21 protein-coding genes are annotated in these 19048 nt (G+C 42.0%); 9 read left to right on the top strand and 12 right to left on the bottom strand.

Going from position 1 to position 19048, the window contains the following annotated elements; translation table 11 throughout:
• Positions 1 to 79: 79 nt before the first annotated feature.
• Positions 80 to 226 (bottom strand): hypothetical protein, encoded by a 147-nt coding sequence (locus BLT53_RS24920; RefSeq protein WP_090232940.1) that lies wholly within the window; start codon positions 224 to 226, stop codon positions 80 to 82.
• Between the two features lie 96 nt (positions 227 to 322).
• Positions 323 to 2164 (bottom strand): monovalent cation:proton antiporter family protein, encoded by a 1842-nt coding sequence (locus tag BLT53_RS03950; protein ID WP_090232938.1) that lies wholly within the window; start codon positions 2162 to 2164, stop codon positions 323 to 325.
• A gap of 204 nt (positions 2165 to 2368) precedes the next feature.
• Here BLT53_RS03950 and BLT53_RS03945 point away from each other — a divergent pair, with 204 nt between their 5' ends.
• Positions 2369 to 3526, top strand: a complete 1158-nt coding sequence (locus BLT53_RS03945; RefSeq protein ID WP_090232937.1) for an FtsW/RodA/SpoVE family cell cycle protein — start codon at positions 2369 to 2371, stop codon at positions 3524 to 3526.
• A 71-nt stretch (positions 3527 to 3597) separates the two neighbouring features.
• Positions 3598 to 4335 (top strand): bis(5'-nucleosyl)-tetraphosphatase PrpE, encoded by a 738-nt coding sequence (gene prpE, locus BLT53_RS03940; RefSeq protein WP_090232935.1) that lies wholly within the window; start codon positions 3598 to 3600, stop codon positions 4333 to 4335.
• 183 nt (positions 4336 to 4518) lie between these two features.
• On the opposite strand, the gene BLT53_RS03935 is transcribed toward prpE, so the two are convergent.
• From BLT53_RS03935 to BLT53_RS03920, 4 genes are read right to left on the bottom strand one after another with little or no spacing between them, the layout of a single operon-like run.
• Positions 4519 to 5445: an RluA family pseudouridine synthase gene (locus tag BLT53_RS03935; RefSeq protein ID WP_090232933.1), complete on the bottom strand. Its 927-nt coding sequence runs from the start codon at positions 5443 to 5445 to the stop codon at positions 4519 to 4521.
• A gap of 10 nt (positions 5446 to 5455) precedes the next feature.
• Positions 5456 to 6250 (bottom strand): NAD kinase, encoded by a 795-nt coding sequence (locus BLT53_RS03930; RefSeq protein WP_170834223.1) that lies wholly within the window; start codon positions 6248 to 6250, stop codon positions 5456 to 5458.
• Between the two features lie 26 nt (positions 6251 to 6276).
• Positions 6277 to 6918: a GTP diphosphokinase gene (gene yjbM / locus BLT53_RS03925; protein ID WP_090232930.1), complete on the bottom strand. Its 642-nt coding sequence runs from the start codon at positions 6916 to 6918 to the stop codon at positions 6277 to 6279.
• Positions 6919 to 6940: 22 nt separating this feature from the next.
• The gene (locus BLT53_RS03920) at positions 6941 to 7321 is read right to left on the bottom strand and encodes a UPF0738 family protein (RefSeq protein ID WP_090232929.1); all 381 of its coding nucleotides are present in this window, start codon (positions 7319 to 7321) and stop codon (positions 6941 to 6943) included.
• A 132-nt stretch (positions 7322 to 7453) separates the two neighbouring features.
• Between BLT53_RS03920 and BLT53_RS03915 the strand changes: the two genes are divergently transcribed.
• The 4 genes from BLT53_RS03915 to BLT53_RS03900 all read left to right on the top strand — a co-directional run bounded on the left by BLT53_RS03915 (position 7454) and on the right by BLT53_RS03900 (position 10236).
• Complete coding sequence (locus tag BLT53_RS03915; protein ID WP_090232927.1) at positions 7454 to 8029, top strand: CYTH domain-containing protein; 576 nt, start codon at positions 7454 to 7456, stop codon at positions 8027 to 8029.
• A gap of 62 nt (positions 8030 to 8091) precedes the next feature.
• A complete protein-coding gene (locus BLT53_RS25585; RefSeq protein ID WP_090232925.1) occupies positions 8092 to 8724 on the top strand; it encodes a lytic transglycosylase domain-containing protein in 633 nt (210 codons plus the stop codon).
• Between the two features lie 208 nt (positions 8725 to 8932).
• Positions 8933 to 9343: a globin domain-containing protein gene (locus tag BLT53_RS03905; protein ID WP_170834222.1), complete on the top strand. Its 411-nt coding sequence runs from the start codon at positions 8933 to 8935 to the stop codon at positions 9341 to 9343.
• Positions 9344 to 9390: 47 nt separating this feature from the next.
• Positions 9391 to 10236, top strand: coding sequence for a ClpXP adapter SpxH family protein (locus tag BLT53_RS03900; RefSeq protein ID WP_170834392.1), 846 nt, complete (start codon positions 9391 to 9393; stop codon positions 10234 to 10236).
• Between the two features lie 296 nt (positions 10237 to 10532).
• Here BLT53_RS03900 and pepF read toward each other — a convergent pair whose 3' ends face one another.
• From pepF to mecA, 3 genes are all read right to left on the bottom strand, one after another.
• Positions 10533 to 12350 carry an oligoendopeptidase F gene (gene pepF, locus BLT53_RS03890; protein WP_090232920.1) on the bottom strand — a complete coding sequence of 606 codons (1818 nt, stop codon included), beginning with the start codon at positions 12348 to 12350 and terminating at the stop codon, positions 10533 to 10535.
• A gap of 34 nt (positions 12351 to 12384) precedes the next feature.
• A complete protein-coding gene (locus BLT53_RS03885) occupies positions 12385 to 13599 on the bottom strand; it encodes a competence protein CoiA (protein WP_090232918.1) in 1215 nt (404 codons plus the stop codon).
• Positions 13600 to 13689: 90 nt separating this feature from the next.
• Positions 13690 to 14364: an adaptor protein MecA gene (gene mecA / locus BLT53_RS03880; RefSeq protein ID WP_090232917.1), complete on the bottom strand. Its 675-nt coding sequence runs from the start codon at positions 14362 to 14364 to the stop codon at positions 13690 to 13692.
• Positions 14365 to 14676: 312 nt separating this feature from the next.
• Here mecA and BLT53_RS03875 point away from each other — a divergent pair, with 312 nt between their 5' ends.
• The gene (locus BLT53_RS03875; RefSeq protein ID WP_090232915.1) at positions 14677 to 15339 is read left to right on the top strand and encodes a TerC family protein; all 663 of its coding nucleotides are present in this window, start codon (positions 14677 to 14679) and stop codon (positions 15337 to 15339) included.
• 37 nt (positions 15340 to 15376) lie between these two features.
• On the opposite strand, the gene spxA is transcribed toward BLT53_RS03875, so the two are convergent.
• The 3 genes from spxA to BLT53_RS03865 form a co-directional block, all read right to left on the bottom strand.
• A complete protein-coding gene (gene spxA / locus BLT53_RS03870; protein WP_061969003.1) occupies positions 15377 to 15772 on the bottom strand; it encodes a transcriptional regulator SpxA in 396 nt (131 codons plus the stop codon).
• Positions 15773 to 16014: 242 nt separating this feature from the next.
• Positions 16015 to 16143 (bottom strand): hypothetical protein, encoded by a 129-nt coding sequence (locus BLT53_RS25580; protein WP_280138791.1) that lies wholly within the window; start codon positions 16141 to 16143, stop codon positions 16015 to 16017.
• 24 nt (positions 16144 to 16167) lie between these two features.
• Positions 16168 to 16731 (bottom strand): GNAT family N-acetyltransferase, encoded by a 564-nt coding sequence (locus BLT53_RS03865; protein ID WP_090232913.1) that lies wholly within the window; start codon positions 16729 to 16731, stop codon positions 16168 to 16170.
• A gap of 139 nt (positions 16732 to 16870) precedes the next feature.
• Here BLT53_RS03865 and BLT53_RS03860 point away from each other — a divergent pair, with 139 nt between their 5' ends.
• On the top strand, positions 16871 to 17056 hold the full coding sequence (locus tag BLT53_RS03860) for a hypothetical protein (RefSeq protein ID WP_090232911.1): 186 nt from the start codon (positions 16871 to 16873) through the stop codon (positions 17054 to 17056).
• A gap of 71 nt (positions 17057 to 17127) precedes the next feature.
• Complete coding sequence (locus tag BLT53_RS03855) at positions 17128 to 18882, top strand: UbiD family decarboxylase (protein ID WP_090232910.1); 1755 nt, start codon at positions 17128 to 17130, stop codon at positions 18880 to 18882.
• The last annotated feature ends 166 nt before the right edge of the window (positions 18883 to 19048 follow it).

The following is a 19048-nucleotide window of genomic DNA, read 5'->3' as shown; positions in this document are numbered from 1 at the left end:
TTTGTTATTAGTACCTAGTCCTAATATTAGTATAACAGATTTTAAAAGAAAGGAAATACCGATCCTCTTTCATTACGCTTTAGCCTTTGCTGGTTTCTATGTTTCTTGCTTCATACCCGCATCCTGAACAATGAAAAATCACATTTTGATTGGACTGAGCTGTCAGAACGGTGTCGATTTCTGCCTCTCTGTGGCAACGGGGACAGCGAACAGTAGGCATGGTCATGTATATCACTCCTTTTTCAATAGTATGAACAGATTTCAATAGAAAAAACGCAGAAAAAAGCTTAAGTCAATTCGTAAGCTTTTACTGCGTTTTGTTTTATCGCAATACCCTTTTTAATTGCTTGATATGATCCCGACTTCCAGTCACTATCAATTTATCGCCGAAAAGGATCTCTGTGTCACCGTGCGGCACGATAGAGTCCTTGCCCCGGAAGATGCGCACAATAATAGCATCACCGAAATGCGGGAAATTACGAAGGGCTGTTTTATGATAATCCATATTTTTAACCGGAATATCATAAAGGGAATTATCATTGCGTGAAAGGAAACTCGCAACCGAAGGATTTTCTATCATCATTTTCAATAAAACCTGCGAACTGAAGAAGGCGGAATATACTTCGATGTTTTTATTGGACAGCTCTTCCCTTTTGACCGGATCTTCTATTCGGGTAATCACCCTCCTGATTCCATGGTCACTCGCTTCCTGGGCGATCGCTTCGTTTACGCCATCTTCCCCGGTTGCGACAACGAGAATATCGGACTCAAACACACCGCATCCTTTTAATGTTTCTATCGAATAATTCTCCAGTTCAATGATATCAAAGGTCTCAAGCTGTTTAGGATCCTTCTCTACCTGCTTGGTATGATAAATCTTTTTTTCATAACGGCTGCTGTCCAGTTCTTTGGTCACAGGAAGCGTAAATTGGTTCGCTCCGATAATGGCAAGAACTTCTTTCGGCGTTTCGTTGTTCTTCCGTGGAAGCAGTTTTTTAAAAAACACCGGTGTAATGATACAGCTGATGACCGCCGTCAGGATGAGGGCTGATGAAGTTCTTGTATCAATAACCTTGATCCGTTCCCCGATCTTAGCAGCAGCAATGACCAATGAGAGAGTCGAGGTCAAAAGGAAACCAGAAGCAAGCACCGTCTTCCAGTCGTACCATTTCCTCAACAGCAGAATTGGAATGAATTTTGAGATCAATAAGCCAATCAGCAGCAGTGGAATAAGAATCAGTGCCTTAGGATCTTTGATAATCGAGTTTAAATCCAAGTCCACACCGACCATGACAAAAAAGATCGGTATCAAAAACCCATAGCCAAATGAGTCCAGTTTGTGAACCATATGTTGGTTCGGTGAAAGCAAGGAAACAAGTACTCCTGCTAAAAAGGCACCTAATATATTCTCTGCACCTACGGATTCGGATACCCCTACGAGTACAATAATGAGTGTAAAAACAGCCCTAGTGTCAATTTGCACCGTTCCTTTGGACATCGTCTCAAGGAACGTGTGATGACGCATGTATTTTCCGACAAAATATAGAACAATTCCTGCCCCAAAAAGAATAAGCAGCAGCCACATCTGTGCGCTGTCTCCTGATTGAAGGGATACAAAGACTGCAAGCAGAATCATCGTCACCAAGTCGGCAATAACCGCGATCAGGAGAATGATTTGACCGATGCCGGTGCGTGACAATTCCTCTTCCTTTAGTGTCGGCACAACCACCCCCAGTGAAATGGTTGAAATGATCAGCGTCATGAAAAAGGCATCGTCCGTAAACCCTGTCCAGACAAAAATTAAGGACAATCCGAAGGAAACGATAAAAATCAAAGCAAATATAAGGGTAGAAATTGTGAGCCGGTTCGGTTCACGTTTACCGTTTGGCAGCTTTTTCTTTTCTGAGCTTGGCGCAAATACAGAGAAATCAATTTCAAGTCCGCTTAAGAACATCAAAAAGATGAAGCCGAGCACAGAAAGAATATCGAGCCATGTTCCAGCATGAACGATGTCAAATCCGCTTTTTCCAATGATGATTCCGGCAATAATCTCCGCTACCACAACCGGTAAAAACTTGATCTTCAGTTTGCTGAGAATGATTGGTATGAAAAATGCAGTTAAAATAACAATTACGAGTGATGTGATTGAAGCATGGCCTCCCATAGCTACCTCCTTTTTTCCATTAACTCTTATTACCCAAGATGAAATTTATGAAAACCATTCTTACTTTAGTATGCACCATTTGATTTTGTCCACTATAATGAAGAAGTAAAGGAATTGTCAAATTAAATCTCTTCTTATTAGTATGCAAACCTGAAAAATTTCGGTAAGATAGAACATGTTATCGAAATAAGGAGTATGAATGCAATGGAAACTAACAGGCAGTCCCCGCTGCAGCAGCTTGATTATAATTTAATATTTTTGTTGTTTTTATTGATGTGTGTGAGCTGCTTGGGTATTTACAGTGCTCAACAGGTTGCTCAATATGATTCGAACTTTGTGATCAAACAAATTATGTGGTATGCCATCGGCGGTTTCGCTGTCGTTGGCGTCATGATTCTTGATTTTGATCAGTTTAGAAAACTTTCATGGTATTTATATGGACTTGGTATCGTGCTCTTAATTGGTATAATCGTTGCACCTGAATCCATTGTTCCAAACATTAATGGTGCACGGGCATGGTTCCGCTTTGGCCCTTTTGCCCTTCAGCCTTCAGAATTGATGAAAGTAGCGTTGATCATTTCGATCAGTAATTGCATCGCAACACACAATGAAAAGTATATTGTGCGCACCCTTCGTGAGGATTTACTCCTGATAGGAAAAATCGCATTGATTGTCATGCCCCCCATGCTGCTGATTTTGATGCAGCCGGATTTAGGTACAGGTTTGGTGCTCGTCGCGATCACGCTCAGCTTGATGCTGGTTTCAGGTATCAGATGGAGGCTATTATCGATCATTGCCCTGATCGGGATTCTTTTTATCAGCCTGCTGGTATGGCTTTACTTTACATTTCCTCAGTTCTTTCTTGATTATATTTTGGATGAGTACCAGCTTCAGCGATTTTACGCATGGCTGGATCCATACGGTCATAAGGACACAGGATACCAAATACGTAATGCGCTTATGGCTGTCGGATCAGGCCAGCTTTTTGGTAAAGGTTTTACTAATGGTTCCGTGTATTTTCCAGAAGCGCATACCGACTTTATCTTTTCCATGATTGGCGAAGAATGGGGCTTTATCGGTACAAGCGTCCTGATCTCTTTGTTCTTTTTATTCGTGTACCGCATGATCAACACGGCATTGGAAAGCAATGAAGCATTCGGCAGCTACCTCTGTGCGGGTGTCATCGGAATGATCACCTTCCAGGTATTCCAGAACATCGGAATGAACATCCAGGTAATGCCGATTACAGGGATTCCTCTCCCCTTCATCAGTTATGGAGGAAGCTCGGTTCTCGCCCAGATGATTGCCTTTGGTCTTGTCCTTAATGTAAGGTCAAGAACAAGAAAATACATGTTCGAATAAACACCTGCTATGCAGGTGTTTTTTTTAGTGATTTGGGGTTATAGTAATAACCATCAAGGACGGTGAATGAAATGAAATATGACATTATAGGTGATATACATGGCTGCTGGGATGAGTATGTGCAGCTGACAGAAAGACTTGGATATGAGTGGAAAGAAGATCTTCCGGTTCATTCTGGCCGTAAGCTTGTCTTCCTTGGAGATTTAACAGACCGCGGCCCAGAGTCGGTGAAAATGATGGAACACGTTTATGAACTGGTGTCGGCTGATAAAGCATTGTATACACCGGGTAACCATTGCAACAAACTGTATCGTTACCTGATTGGCCGTAACGTGACGATTAATTACGGACTGGAAACGACGGTAGCTGAGATCCAGGATCTCAGCCGCCCTCAATACAAAAAGGTCAAAGAGCATTTTATTTCCCTTTATGAAAATGCCCCGCTGTATCTCGTTCTTGATGGCGGCAAACTTGTGGTCGCACATGCCGGGATTCGAGAGGACCTGATCGGTAAACAAGGCAAGCAGGTGAAAACCTTTGTCCTTTACGGTGATATTACCGGAAAAATGAATCCAGACGGCACACCGGTACGCCGGGACTGGGCCTCTAAATATTCTGGAAAAGCCTATATTGTTTATGGACATACGCCCGTCCAAGAACCCAGGGAGTTGAATAACACCATTAATATAGATACAGGCTGCGTGTTCGGCAACTGCCTTACCGCATTTAGATATCCCGAAAAGGAACTCGTCTCGGTCTCCTCTTCCATGCCTTACGTTGAGGAAAAGTTCCGCAGTTTCCCGGGATAAGGCGGCACGGGCAGTAAGATCATTATGTTGGCCAGTATATATGAAATTCTGGCCAGTAACATTTTGATTTTAGCTTGTATTTTCCTCGTAAGTCATATTTAGTTGATATTCTCCCCAGGCGTCACAAAATCCCTTTTTCGTAAAAATACAGAAAAAAAAACAGCCAGATGGCTGTTTTTTTTACTAATTATATTCGTTTATTCCCCAATCCTCTGCTTCAACATGACCAAATAAGCGATTTAAGTCATTGGGTAACGGAGCAGTTAAAGCCATCTTTTTTTCCTCAAATGGATGATAAAAGGATACCCTCCAGCTGTGAAGCGCCTGTCTGCCGATTACATCCACCGGCCCTCCGTATAAGTCATCTCCCAGTAAAGGGTGACCAATATGTGACATATGCACACGGATTTGATGGGTCCTCCCTGTTTCCAGTTGAAGGGCTACCAGGCTGTTCTGCCCTAATTCCTTCAATAGTCGAAAGTGGGTGACTGCCACTTGTCCGTGCTCACTGACCATCCGTTCAATGAGGCTTTCCGGATTTCTTGCGATATTAGCAGATATGATACCCTTTTTTTCGTTAAATGTTCCTCTAACACCGGCAAGATAGGTCCGCTTGATTTCTTTGTTTCTCTGCTGCATGGAGAATAATGAATGAGCAAACCTGTGTTTAGCAATCATCACCAGCCCCGAGGTGTCTTTATCAAGGCGGTTGATGGCATGAAACGTGCTTTGTATTCCTTTTTCTTCATAATAATGAAGAACGGCCTGTGCAAGTGATCCATACGTTTGATAACGTGACGGTATCGTTGGAAGGCCTGGTGACTTGTTCACGATCAAAAGGTGATCATCTTCAAAAAGAATATCAAGGTTGATCGGCAGCGGAGCCATCGAGGAACTGATTTCTTCCGGAGGAAAACGGACCGAGATTTCGTCTCCTGTTGCAACGGCTTTTCTTACCGTCGACAGCTTCCCATTCACAAGAAGTTCACCGCCGGAAAATTTGATATCAGCCAACGCACTCTTGGAAATTTTTTTATGGACCCGTAAAAACTCACGAAGCAAGCCGGCTTCGTGTTCCTTCACCGTCCATTTGATTACAAATGTTGTCATAGTTCTCCTGTCAGTCGGTAACAAATGCTTCTTTAACCCGTTTCCAGAATGGGAATGGGCGAAACCGGGCAAAACGGATTTTTTCCTCGGCCACCCGGCATTGTATGGATTTAACCTTCTTTTGCAGCAAAAACAGGTGGTCAATCGTAATATGAAAATCAACATCATTCACCGGTTTAAGCATGCAGGTGTGGTGCTGTGGAAGCACAAGTGGCGAACCGATGGTACGGAACACACGATTGTTGATGGACGCCATCTCTGAAAGCTGGATGGATGGCAGTGATGGATGAATGATCGCCCCGCCAAGAGCCTTATTGTAGGCGGTACTGCCAGATGGTGTGGAAATGCAAAGACCATCTCCCCTGAACGTTTCAAACAGATCTCCTTTAATCTCAACATCCATCACCAGTGAACCTTCCCCGCTTTTCACGGTACATTCATTCAATGCGAGATAGCTTTTTTCGTCCACATCGTCCAAATATCGAACAGTTACCTCCAATAGCGGGTACTCCACGATTTGATAAGGCGTTTTGGCAATGTGAATCACCAGTTTTTCAACTTCATCCGGCACCCAGTCCGCGAAAAAACCCAAGTGTCCGGTATGGATACCCACGAATGCTGTATCATTAATCCGATGCACATAATGATGAAAGGCATGGAGAAGGGTTCCGTCGCCTCCTACCGTTATAACAATATCTGGTTCTATCTCATTGTATTGCAATTCAAATTCCTGAAGATAGGTTTTGATCTTTTGCTTCAGTGTATTCGATTTTTGGTCGCCTTTTGAAATAATGGCAAACTTCACGTATGAGTCACCTGCTTTCAAAGAAGTTATGTAGTTGGAGCTGATCCAGGCCCGTCGTCCGTCCGTTCTGAAAATACGATTTGGGCCTCCTGAACTTCCCCTCTAATTTCAGCCATTTCCTCATCCAGCCGGCCTGCTGCCTCAGCGGCGCGCTGAAGACGAAGCTGAATATCCTTTGGAATCTGGCCCTGGTATTTATAGTTTAATGAATGTTCAATTGTAGCCCAAAAATTCATAGCGAGGGTCCGGATTTGCACTTCTACAAGAAGAGGCTTTTCTCCATCCAGGGTTTGTACAGGGTAGCGGATCACCAGGTGATAAGACCGGTAACCGCTTGGTTTTTTATTGGTAATGTAATCGCGCTCCTCAACAATCTCAAAATCCTTCCGATTCCTGAGCATGTCGATTACCTTTTTAATATCATCCGTAAACTGGCACATGATGCGCAATCCCGCCAGGTCCTGAACTTCTTCCTCAATTTTATCCAGCGGAATATTCTTTTGCCAGGCTTTATTGAGGATCGAATTAATAGGCTTTACCCTTCCAGTCACAAATTCAATCGGAGATTGCTTGATCGTTTTTTGATATTGTTCGCGAATGCCCCTGAACTTCACCTTTAATTCATCAACAGCTTGTTTATAGGGTGCGAGAAGGGTTTCCCAGTCCATACTCTCATTCACCTTCCTGTCTTTACTTAATATGAGCCGAAAACGCTTTTTCTACTGCTTCCAGCATCTCTTCTCCATAATTACTGTTATCTTTAATGTTCTCTATCAGATAAGACAGTTCAGAATGAAGAGCACCAAGTGGTAAGGCTTCCTCACCTCCAGCTTCCTTCAGTACTACAGGAAGTCCGGCTGTTAAGGCTTCGCTTAACTTGCCCCAGAATGGCTCTGGCAGCCCGATATAAACCAGGTCATCCTTCGTTTCCAGAACATAGATAAAGGACAGCTGATCGGAATCCACCAGCATCCTTTCCCCATCCTTCCATTGGGAAACACCGTTCTGATCAATCTGAAGAATAAGCTGTTCACCTGTTCCTGCGTGTTGTATGTCATGTCTGATTGCCATGTGTACCTCCTAAAAAAACAAATATTCTACATCTAGTTTAACATAAGTATGTGGACATTTTGTCATTTGAGAATCAAAATGACCTGTGTCATAATGAGATTCGTGCAAAACAACTAAAAAGGAGTGCTGGCCATGGAGCAAGAAGTTGAAATTGAATTTAAGAATTTACTGACTCCTGATGAATTTTTTCGCATTTCGAACGATCTGTCCCTAAAGGAAGAATCTTTCATTACTCAGATCAACCACTATTTCGATACCCCCACTTTCTCATTAAAGCAACATAAATGTGCACTTCGTATCCGCGAAAAGAACGGCAGCCGCATACTTACCCTGAAGCAACCCCATCCTGACGGTCTTCTTGAGACCCATCAATCCCTGACAGAGTCAGAATTTCATCAAATCATGAAGGAAAACTCTATGGTTAATGGCGATATCCCCTCTATTCTGATGGAGTTGGAAATTCAGCCTAAAGACATTGTTTATCTCGGCACACTAACCACCAAGCGTGCAGAATTGCCTTATCAAGACGGAATCCTGGTTCTGGATGAAAACCAGTACCTTTCCATCACAGATTTTGAACTGGAATACGAGGTAAAAGAAAGAAAGCAGGGTGAGATGAATTTTAAGGAGCTTTTGAAAAGCTACAGAATTCCTGAACGTACCACATTAAACAAAATCCAGCGCTTTTTTGAAGCAAAAAACAATTAAGAGCCAATTGTTTATATCTTCCTCATTTGGTATATTAGTTCTATAGATGAGGAGAGAAATCAATGGAAATTAATGCGATAAGAATGATGTTGCAGCTTCAATCCCTTAAGCAAGAAAGTGCCGCCGGCATCCAGTCCCCTTTTGCATCTTCACCGTTTGCCATGATTCTTGAACAGCTTTTTGAGGCAGCGGGCATAATGCCCGAGCAGACAACGGCGGGATCCCAGGAGAGAATGAATGTATCCACTGTTTTACAGCAGGCGCAGTTGCCTGAAAAGCCAGCTACACGACCCCCTGCTTCCAAACAGCATCAGGATGTACACCAGCTTATTGATCAAATCAGTTCCAAACACAATATGAATCCTGCACTCATTACATCGATTGTACAGCATGAATCAGGGTTTAACCCCATGAGCAAAAGCCCTGCAGGGGCAATGGGGCTTATGCAGCTTATGCCTGAAACCGCCAGAGGCCTGGGGGTCAGAAATCCATATCATGCTGAAGACAACCTTGAAGGCGGTATTAAATATATCAAACAGTTGCTCGACAAGTACCGCGGTGATGAAAAATTGGCTCTGGCCGCATACAATGCCGGCCCGGGAAACGTAGCCAAATACGGAGGCATACCTCCCTTTAAAGAAACTCAAAATTATGTGGCCAAAGTATTACATACTTATCAAGCCCTTAACGTATAAAACGCCCTTAAAAAGGGTGTTTTTTTTATGTGAACTACAGTCCTCAGACCTATTGTTTGCTAAGAATGCCATACCCTTGCTACAATAAGTTTACACAAATGAAAAACGGGAATACTCTTCTTCCGGATTTTCCAGGATGAATGGTATCTGAACAGAAACATCCCTGTTATTTTTCTTATATTGATATAAGCTTGAAGGAGTATTCACCATGAATGATATGGATATGACCCCTTATGAACATTTGGGTGGAGAAGCCGTTTTAAAGGAAATGGTTACAAACTTTTATGGTTTTGTGAAGCAAGACGAGGTTTTGGCTCCGCTTTTTCCAGATGATCTGACTGAAACAGCACGTAAACAAACACAATTTTTAACTCAGTTTCTTGGAGGTCCCTCTTTATACACAATGGAGCATGGGCATCCTATGCTTAGAGCAAGACATATGCCTTTTCCAATTACAAATCGCCATGCCAAAGCCTGGCTCGGCTGTATGGAAAAAGCGATGGACTCTGTATCCCTGCAAGGCCCTTTAAGGGATTTTATTATCAGCCGTCTAACCATGACTGCTTATCATATGGTAAATACGTCCGATGATAGCCATGGAAAGGAGAATAACTATTGACATTTTCTGAAGCCGGGTATCCTTTTGAAGCGAAGCAGAAGGGGAATATCGCTGCTTCCAACTGTCATAAACCATTAGAACTCTATTCTGTTATTGATCCTTTGTGTCCCGAATGCTGGGCACTTGAACCTATATTAAAAAAGCTGCAAGTTGAATACGGCCAATATTTCACATTAAGGCATATCATCGGCGGCCGGTTGGATTCCCTGAACTCTTTTAGAAAAAAAGGATATGCATCTGCAAAACGTATTGCAGAGAGGTGGGATAAAACTGGCAACAGAACAGGCATGAGCTGTGACGGCGATCTATGGCGGGAAGATCCAATTCTCGCACCTTATCTGGTTTTTCTTGCCATCAAGGCAGCGGAGCTTCAAGGCAAACAGTCAGGAAACAAATTCTTGCGAACACTGAGAGAACATTTATTTTTACAAAAGCAAAATATCTCAAAAGAAGACGTTCTTTATTCCATTGCTGAAATGGTTGGATTGGATGCTTGCGAGTTTATGAAGGATATTCATTCACAATCTGCTATTAAAGCATTGCATTGTGACTGGAAGTTTGCCAACGAGATGGAAATTGACCAAATACCCACACTGATCATGTTTAACGATAAAGCTGAAGATGAAGGCTTAAAAATAGCAGGAAGCTATCAATATTCCATTTATGTGACCATCATTGAAGAAATGCTGGGTTTTCGTCCGGAGCCCAGTGCACCTCCACCGATCGAAGAATTTATGAAAACTTATCGCTTTGTGGCAACCAAAGAACTTGCAGTCGTCTACAATATGTCGGAAAGCGAAGTTGAAACAACAATGAAGAAACTGGTTTTGCAGCAACTAGTGAAAAAGGTGCCCGTTAAACACGGCACCTTTTGGAAATATACCCTTTCTTAAAAAGATGAATCCTATATGGTTCGTCTTTTTTTTGCTTTATGCAAATAGAATAATTCCAAGGAGGTTGTTCATCGTGTTTCTCATTTTATTCCTCTTATCTGCATTCATGCTTGCCGGCGGTTTTTATTTCTTTCTTTTGTCGTTGTTGAAAATGATACCGTTTGCTCTTTCGGTTCCTATTCTGTTTGTGACCATTCTGTTGTTTATGTTATGCCTTAACTACCGTTATAAATTAAATAAGCTCTTTCACCAATGAAAGAAAGCTCCAGGCCGGTAACCGGCAAGGAGCTTTCTTTTTATTGTTCAAACAGCAAGCTTTCCATCTCATCCAAAATTTCTTCAAAAACTTTCAAAGCATCTTCCACCGGTTTGGAAGTTGTCATATCCACTCCTGCTTTTTTCAGTACCTCAATTGGATAATTTGAGGATCCTGCTTTCAGGAAGTCAATGTACCTGGAAACCGCGCTTTCGCCTTCTTCCAGGATTTGCTTGGAAAGTGAGGCTGCGGCACTAAATCCTGTGGAATACTGATACACATAGAAATTGTAATAAAAATGCGGAATTCTGGACCATTCCAGTCCAATCTCCTTGTCGATCACCACATTCTCTCCAAAGTACTTTACATTCAAATCATAATAGATCTGAGTCAGAAGTTCTGGTGTTAAAGGTTCCCCATTCGCAGCGCGTACGTGGATCGCCTGTTCGAACTCTGCAAACATGGTTTGCCTGAAGACGGTCCCCCGGAAACCTTCAAGATGGTGATTCAATAAATACAATTTCTCCTGCTTATCCTTTGTTTTGTTCAGCATATAGTGATTTAGTAAGGCTTCATTGCACGTAGATGCCACTTCCGCTACAAAGATGGAATAATCAGCGTACGGATAAGGCTGTGATTCTCTTGTATAATAGCTGTGAACAGAATGTCCGATTTCATGAGTCAATGTAAAAAGATTATTAACATTGTCCTGCCAGTTAAGAAGAATGTACGGCATGGTTCCATATGCTCCGGAAGAATAGGCACCGCTCCTCTTACCAGCGTTTTCATGAACATCAATCCATCGCTTTTCAAACCCTTCTTTTACGATGTTCTTATATTCTTCACCCATCGGCTCCAAACTCTCCAGAACGAGCTTCTTGGCTTCTTCATAGGTTACATCCATTTTCACATCCTGGACAAGCGGTGTATACAGGTCATACATATGCAGTTCATCCAGATTAAGGGCACGCTTCCGTATATCCACATACCGGTGAAGCAAATGAAGATGATCATTTACCGTTTGGACCAAATTCTCATAAACTTCTTCCGGAATGTTGTTATCATTCAATGCCGCTTGTCTGGCTGAATCAAACTTTCTTGTTCTGGCAAAAAAGTTATCTTTTTTCACAGTACCTGCCAAGGTGCTTGCGAAGGTGTTTTTAAACTTGTCATACGTGCCATACACTGCTCTAAAAGCGTCTTCCCTTACACGGCGGTCACCGCTTTCAAGAAAGCGAATATATCTTCCGTGGGTTACTTCAACTTCTTCGCCATTTTCATCTTTAATCACTGGAAACTTTAAATCTGCATTGTTCAGCATGCCAAAGGTTGTACTCGGGCTTGCCGTTACTTCGCTGACATCAGCGAGAAGTGCTTCCTCCTCTTGTGAAAGAACATGCGGTCTTTGGCGGTTGATTTCATCAAGAGCATGTTTGTACAACCCTAGATCCTTGTTCTCCTTGATATAGGAGTCAATCGTTTCTTCCGGGAGGGACAATATTTCCGGCACGGCAAATGATAATGAACTTCCCACCTGTGTGGCAAGGTTGGATGCCCGGTCGTTCAATCCCTGATAAAATGAGTTGGTTGTATCCTGATCATATCTCATATGGGCGTATGTATACAGCTTCCCAAGCTTTTTTGTCAGCTCATCCTGTTTTTGAAAAAACTGAAACAGCGTATCTGCTGATTCACCCAGTTTTCCTTGGAATTGCTTCACTTCAGGCAATAGGCGTTTAACTTCGCTAAATTCCTCTTCCCATTTGTCATTGGTTGCATAAATCGCTTCGAGATCCCATGTATCCTGCAATGGCAGCTCTTCTCTTTTTGGAAGAGACTTGGATTTTGTTTGAGCCATATGGCTGCACCTCCAACTGTAATATTGTGCATAACTACATTTTACCAGAAAACAGTGGATTCAAACCATGTTTTACACTGAACTGCATGATATGAAAATCATTTTTTAACGCCTTATCCATTGTCCCCGGGAATACAGGCTGACGAATTTTTATAAATTCATTTTTGCCTGACGGCTTTAATATACCGTAAGCACATAAAAGATTGAGGTAGTTCAAAACGGCATGCGAATAGTGGATTTCAATAAGGGGCAGCTGCCTTATTGTCAGCAGTTTTTTCTCAATCAGCCATTGAATGGATTTATAGGCTCGTCCAAGACTGATGTGCTCCCCCATTTTTAAAGGGATAATGCTTAAAAGCAGAAGGTAGGATTGCCAGACATAAGAAGGCTCGGTCAATGTGTAAGATCCCAATACGGGCATGCCTGCTTCTGAAGGGAAATAGGCTATGGCGGATCCATTTTGAAGAAATAGCTTTTTTAAATGGTAAAAGGTTGGGTGGTTTTGTTTAAAGGCGTAGAGTCTCCACTGTTTTTTCATGTGAAGCCAGGAGCTGACAGGAAAAAGAGGATTGCTGTTTTTTTCTGCTTGCGGGGCTTGTAATTCTTCGAAAGAATACTGTTCTAGTGGAATTTGAAAAAGGGTTCCGTAAACACGAGTCGAGGTGATTGGAATGATCGAAACTAAATGAAGCACTTTTGATTCTTCAGGGCAAAAATAAGTCAGGGATGGGAGGTGTGGCGATGATAACTTCGCAGTAAGCCAATCAAATGAGGAAAGCTGAAACATAAACGGGCTCAAAATCTTCAGTCTTTTTTTGCCTAAAATCCATTTTGGTACCATTCCCTTGCTGATATAGCCTTTCGATCTTTCTATAAAAAGAGACGGGGAAATGGTTGAGCATTGAAATTCAATAGGAGAGTTAGTGGGGATAAAAAAATCCGGCCGCTGGGAGATGTCTGAAAAGAACGGTTCCAAAAGCACATCGGAGTATTTCCTGCTGGCCTGTTCATATAGAAGTTTTTTGCCAAGAAGGTGATACATGGACTCCCCTTTAAACAGGGAACAGTCACTTACACCGGGATGGTGGGAAAAATGCCATATTTTCATGGTTCCTGCTTTAATCTGCATCCTGCTGCCGCACTCCGGACAGTAAAAACCGTTTTTGCGCTGCATTTCTCTTAGCTCTTCTTTTGTATAGCCGGTTAACAGACTGACTCGGGTCCCGTTGTCCAAATAAGCAACGAGCATGACATCACTCCTTTTTCTTTTAGTTTAGGTTACCTCCAAGCAATTTTCAATTAAAAAAACACCGATTCCAGTTATGAAATCGGTGTTTGCTTATAGATTAAAATGAGTTGAGACATCTTCAAGCGCGTGCTCTGCAATAATTTGCTTTCCGTATTCTTGAATCCGGTGGATGGAGGCATCTGAATCAGCACCATATTCAAGCAATTGAGACAATAGGTCATCTTGTTCCCGATCTGTCGTTTCTGGATTGAAAGTCACATACAAATAATACTTATTTTCAAAGTGGTACAGGGAGTTGGCAAACAGAGTGCTGTCAATATTATGAGAGAGCATGATCATGTCCTCGAAATCCTTAAACACCAGCAGAAATGAGAGATAATCTTCATCTGCGAGTTCAATATCGTCTGCTATATCTGAATCATCTGTGGCAAACTGCTGATCCAGTATTTTTTCGATATTTTTATCCACAGGGAGATCAATTTTTTCATCACCTAGCGGCAGCTCCAATTTCGTGCCATCTTTGGACATTTGGGCCCTTGTTACAATGATTTCAAGCCCTTTATCTAATGCTTGGACCTGAATCCATAACGGCCCCTCAAGCGGAAATTGTTCCTGTTGATGAGCTTCGTCCATCATTTCCCAGAACAGCTCTTCCCCCCGTTCGCGATCAGACCAGATTTCTTCCCGGTCAAAACCCCGGTCTTCAATATCTCTATACGTAATGAAAAACTTTATGGTAAATTCATTTACTCTTTCGATTTCCATTTCGTTCTCTCCCTTCTATCCGTATTGTATCCTATGAAGGGATATTTTCCCCTGGGTATGATGTATAGTCACTTTTCCCTAAAATAAGAAAATTCAATCCAAAGTTGCTTCATTCTTGTACTCTTATTCTATGACAAAAGTTCAAAGTTGGAAATAAAAATGCTGACCCATTTTTCTGCCCTTTTTTTATCAAAAATGGCTTTTCTTGACGCCCTATTGCAGCTGTCATATAATTCAAAGGTCTTTATTAAAACATTTCGTATATTTTAACACACATGCCGGGGTTTATCACCTGAAAGGGGTTTTTGATTCGTGGAAGCCGATTTTTTGATCGCACTGTTGCAAATTATAGCGATTGATATTCTTCTTGGAGGAGATAATGCCATTGTTATTGCCCTAGCCAGCAGAAATCTTCCCGAGAAGCAGCGTAATAAAGCGATCTTAATTGGGACAGGCCTTGCTATCGTTGTAAGGGTAATCTTAACCGTACTCGTTGTTTATTTGCTGAAGGTACCTTTTCTTTATCTCATTGGCGGATTACTTCTTATTTATATTGCTTTTCAGCTGCTTGCTGACGATGATGAGGAAAACGATATCAAACCTGGAATGTCCCTCATTGGAGCTATTCGCACGATTGTTGTTGCCGATGTTGCAATGGGTCTGGATAATGTACTGGCAGTTGCCGGAGCGTCACACGGCTCCATTCCGCTGGTTATTATTGGACTGCTTGTTTCTGTGCCAATCATTATTTGGGGAAGTAAAGCCATTCTACACTTAATGGAACGATTTCCATTTTTAATTTATATCGGTTCGGCCATTCTTGCTTATACAGCGGCTGGCATGATTATATCCGAAAAGGAACTGCAGCCCTTCTTCCGAACAAATCCTGCGTTGGAATACGGCGTGATCATCTTTATCGTCGCCGGTGTCATGCTTGCAGGTGCATTCGTTAAAAAAGTAAAAAAATCCAAATAAAAAAAACTTCTACAGAACTTAGTCTGTAGAAGTTTTTTTAGTTAACCATACGCTGTGCTTCAAGAAGCTGGTACGTACGGACTTTTCTAGGTAAGAACCTTCTGATTTCATCTTCATTATAGCCTACCTGGAGTCGTTTTTCATCCATGATAATTGGCCGTCTTAATAGCCCTGGATTGTCAGCAATTAACTGATATAAATCCTGCAGAGGCATGGTTTCAACGTTCAAGTTTAATTCTTGAAACGTCTTTGAACGGGTGGAAATGATTTCATCCGTTCCGTCCTCCGTCATTCGAAGAATCTGTTTTACTTCCTCTATGCTTAAAGGCTCTGAAAAAATATTTCTTTCTTGGTATGGAATTTCATTTTCTTTTAACCACGCTTTTGCCTTACGACAAGATGTACAACTCGGCGAAGTAAATAGAGTAACCATATGGATCTTCTCCTTCCCCATACTCCTGATTTAGTATCTACTTTAAAATAGTTATTAAATCATATTTTTTATTATACTACATTTTCTTTAAACAAGAAAGGTCTTCACAAAAATGTAATAAAACTTATACACCATAATCGAAATTATGTATTTCTATTATATAGACGTATTACCCGGTAAAAAGTTTCACAAAACATAAAAAAAAGAAATAGGATGAAGAAGTTTTCATCCTATATCCTTGATTATGCAATTGATTTGGCTTGAGATGCGGGACCTTTTTTGGGAACAGTTGATAAGCCTTTGAGATTCTTTTTCAGCATCTCTTTAAGCATCTCCCGTTTGGTCTGTTTTTTCTTTTCCTTGGCTTTCATGCAGATACCTCCTTGCCATAGAAATTACTCGGTTATGGCGTCTTTATCGTGCTGAAAGGTTAATACGTCGGTTACATCCTCATATGCTTTACCGTACAATTCTTTATCTTTGTACGTGTGTATTTCATTATACGTCTTTTTCATGTTTTCATAAACACTTTCTTCACTTTCTCCCTCGGGAGCCCAGTATAGAATCTCCATTTCATTCACTTTGTCGGTTGCAAGGGATCTTCGTCTGTAACCGATTTTTGAAGCATGGGTAAAATCTTCCCGCCGGTAGAAACGCTGCCTTTTTTCGGTATCTGTGTCTTCATAATCAATGGGCTCAACTTCAAGAATAATTGGCTTTCGCTTTTCTTTCAGTTGCTGCAGCAGTTTTTTTCCAAGCCCCTGGCCTCTTGACTCTTTTCCTACAAATAAATAGTCAATAAAGATAAATTCGTCCAGTTCAACATACATTAATACATGATGAGGACCTTCATCTTTATGGTAGATGTCTCCTTTATCCTTCAATAGGAGTTCCATGTGTTCTTTTGATTTCATTTCCTCGATCGGAAAGTATTGATTCAATTTGTCATACCAGTTCATAATAATTAGCCAGCTCCTAACGCAGTTATTTAGTTATAGAGTTAGTAAATTCAGCACCAATTAGCTTTCCCTCTTTCCAAAGGGATAAACATCTTATACAATGAAGAAGAATGAATGCCTTTTCACTGGAGGGGATTGGATGGCCTTGTTTTTCCGGGATTTGCTTCTGCTCGCCGTCTTTGTCATCGGTTTAACCGCTTTCATGGGAATTATTTCACATTGGTTTTCACTTAAGTTGTTTGGCGGGAGGTCGGTTTTAAAATTCGTGGACCGTACCAAATCGTTTCAATCCAGCTGGAGAAATGTAAAAAGAAGAGACCTTTGAACAGCTTCTACTTTACGGGAAGTTGTTTTTTTGTGAAGATAAAGATATTACTACATACTAGAGGTGGATACATGCATATTAACATACGTACCTTTATACAACAACTTCGACAAGAAAATGAACTTATTGAAATAAATGCACCGGTTGACCCTTATCTGGAAATCCCCGAAATTCATCGGAGGGTGATTGACGAGCAAGGTCCTGCTTTGCTGTTTACCAATGTGAAAGGCTCTGACATCCCAGTGGTAACCAATTTATTCGGCACGATCCGGCGCGTGGAGCTGGCATTCGGCCCAAAACCCGAAGCCCTCGTGCAGCAGCTCGTAGACTCAATCGATGACCTCCTCCCGCCTTCCCCTACAAAATTATGGGGAAAAAGAGGTATGATAAAAGATGTTTTGAAAATAGGAACAAGAACAGTTAAACCTTCTAAAGCTCCTGTTACGGAGCACTATACAACGGACATTAATATGAAGAAGCTGCCTGCCTTGACTGGATGGCATCTGGACAGCAATCCTTTCATTACTCTTCCTCTTGTGTATACGGAGCATCCCAAAAAACATGAGCACAACCTCGGTATGTACCGAATTGAAATTAGGGAAGAAAAGAAAACGGGCATTCACTGGCAGATTCATAAGGGCGGCGGCTTTCACCATTATGAAGCAGAACAGATGAATCAAAAGCTGCCTGTGACCTTATTCCTTGGAGGTCCACCGGCGCTTACCATCAGTGCCATTGCCCCGCTTCCTGAAGCTGTCCCTGAGCTCATGTTTACTTCCATGCTCATGGGTGACAAGCTTAATCTTACTTACGCACCTGGGTATCCACATCCATTGATCGCAGAAGCAGAATTCGCGTTTGGCGGTTATGTGCCTCCGCATGTTAGAGAACCAGAAGGACCGTTTGGAGACCATTATGGCTATTATTCATGGGCACACGATTTCCCTGTTTTTGAAGTTGGCCGGATGTGGAAGCGTAAGGATGCCATCTACCCTGCTACAGTCGTGGGAAAGCCAAGACAGGAAGATTACTTTATCGGAGAATACCTTCAACGCCTTATGAGCCCCCTCTTCCCAGTTGTAATGAACGGGGTTAAACAATTGTGGACTTATGCGGAAACAGGCTTCCATGCCCTTGCTGGTGCAGTTGTCCGTGAATCTTATTATAAAGAAGGACTTGCCCATGCGCTGCGTATTATGGGCGAAGGCCAGCTGACGTTAACAAAGTTCTTGATGGTGACGAATAAAGATGTGGATTTGCAAGATTTTTCCCAGTTGCTCGAAGCTGTGCTTGAGCGCTTTTTGCCTGAACGTGATCTACTGATCCTTAATGATACTTCGATGGATACGTTGGACTATACGGGACGAAAATTCAACACCGGCAGCAAAGCAGTTATGACGGGCCTTGGTGAGCCTGTCAGAGAATTGCAGAGGTCCTATGAGGGTGGAACCATTCCGGGGATTCATGATGTCCAGCCGTACTGTGGAGGTTGTATATGCCTTTCAGGTCCATCTTATGAAGACGGTCCTGATTTTGCTGAAAAACTCCTGGAGACGGCAACTCAGCAGCTCAGCGACTGGCAGCTTGTTTTCCTGGTGGATGATGCCTCCATTGCAGCTACTCAGTCACAATTTTTATGGACCACCTTTACCCGGTTTGACCCTGCTTTTGATTTGTATGCGAAACATGAGGTGGCTCGGAATAAATTAAAATACAGCGGACCTATCATTATTGATGCACGCATGAAACCTTTTTACCCTGAAACGGTTGAAACACGGCCAGACATTAATGAACTGGTAACCAAGCGCTGGAACGAATATTTTTAATAAAAGAAGGGAGAGATCCCTTCTTTAATTTTTCGTTTGGATGATAACGCTGCCAATTATTTTACAATTTTATGTGTTGATACACCCTGATATTGGTGGTATAGTATATAACAATATACATTTCTGGAGAAACAAGCCCTCTCAATAAGGTGGGGGGTTTTTTAAA

It is taken from the genome of Fictibacillus solisalsi (genome assembly GCF_900103485.1).
GTDB lineage: Bacteria > Bacillota > Bacilli > Bacillales > Fictibacillaceae > Fictibacillus_C > Fictibacillus_C solisalsi.
Note: the sequence above shows the minus strand (reverse complement) of the source record. Positions and strands in the feature narration are given on the sequence as shown.

What these genes read in the sequence shown, in the direction of transcription:
- BLT53_RS24920 (WP_090232940.1), bottom strand. Translation starts at nt 226, where the DNA reads ATGACCATGCCTACTGTTCGCTGTCCCCGTTGCCACAGAGAGGCAGAA.
- BLT53_RS03950 (WP_090232938.1), bottom strand. Translation starts at nt 2,164, where the DNA reads ATGGGAGGCCATGCTTCAATCACATCACTCGTAATTGTTATTTTAACT.
- BLT53_RS03945 (WP_090232937.1), top strand. Translation starts at nt 2,369, where the DNA reads ATGGAAACTAACAGGCAGTCCCCGCTGCAGCAGCTTGATTATAATTTA.
- prpE (WP_090232935.1), top strand. Translation starts at nt 3,598, where the DNA reads ATGAAATATGACATTATAGGTGATATACATGGCTGCTGGGATGAGTAT.
- BLT53_RS03935 (WP_090232933.1), bottom strand. Translation starts at nt 5,445, where the DNA reads ATGACAACATTTGTAATCAAATGGACGGTGAAGGAACACGAAGCCGGC.
- yjbM (WP_090232930.1), bottom strand. Translation starts at nt 6,918, where the DNA reads ATGGACTGGGAAACCCTTCTCGCACCCTATAAACAAGCTGTTGATGAA.
- BLT53_RS03920 (WP_090232929.1), bottom strand. Translation starts at nt 7,321, where the DNA reads ATGGCAATCAGACATGACATACAACACGCAGGAACAGGTGAACAGCTT.
- BLT53_RS03915 (WP_090232927.1), top strand. Translation starts at nt 7,454, where the DNA reads ATGGAGCAAGAAGTTGAAATTGAATTTAAGAATTTACTGACTCCTGAT.
- BLT53_RS25585 (WP_090232925.1), top strand. Translation starts at nt 8,092, where the DNA reads ATGGAAATTAATGCGATAAGAATGATGTTGCAGCTTCAATCCCTTAAG.
- BLT53_RS03905 (WP_170834222.1), top strand. Translation starts at nt 8,933, where the DNA reads ATGAATGATATGGATATGACCCCTTATGAACATTTGGGTGGAGAAGCC.
- pepF (WP_090232920.1), bottom strand. Translation starts at nt 12,350, where the DNA reads ATGGCTCAAACAAAATCCAAGTCTCTTCCAAAAAGAGAAGAGCTGCCA.
- BLT53_RS03885 (WP_090232918.1), bottom strand. Translation starts at nt 13,599, where the DNA reads ATGCTCGTTGCTTATTTGGACAACGGGACCCGAGTCAGTCTGTTAACC.
- mecA (WP_090232917.1), bottom strand. Translation starts at nt 14,364, where the DNA reads ATGGAAATCGAAAGAGTAAATGAATTTACCATAAAGTTTTTCATTACG.
- spxA (WP_061969003.1), bottom strand. Translation starts at nt 15,772, where the DNA reads ATGGTTACTCTATTTACTTCGCCGAGTTGTACATCTTGTCGTAAGGCA.
- BLT53_RS25580 (WP_280138791.1), bottom strand. Translation starts at nt 16,143, where the DNA reads ATGAAAGCCAAGGAAAAGAAAAAACAGACCAAACGGGAGATGCTTAAA.
- BLT53_RS03865 (WP_090232913.1), bottom strand. Translation starts at nt 16,731, where the DNA reads ATGAACTGGTATGACAAATTGAATCAATACTTTCCGATCGAGGAAATG.
- BLT53_RS03860 (WP_090232911.1), top strand. Translation starts at nt 16,871, where the DNA reads ATGGCCTTGTTTTTCCGGGATTTGCTTCTGCTCGCCGTCTTTGTCATC.
- BLT53_RS03855 (WP_090232910.1), top strand. Translation starts at nt 17,128, where the DNA reads ATGCATATTAACATACGTACCTTTATACAACAACTTCGACAAGAAAAT.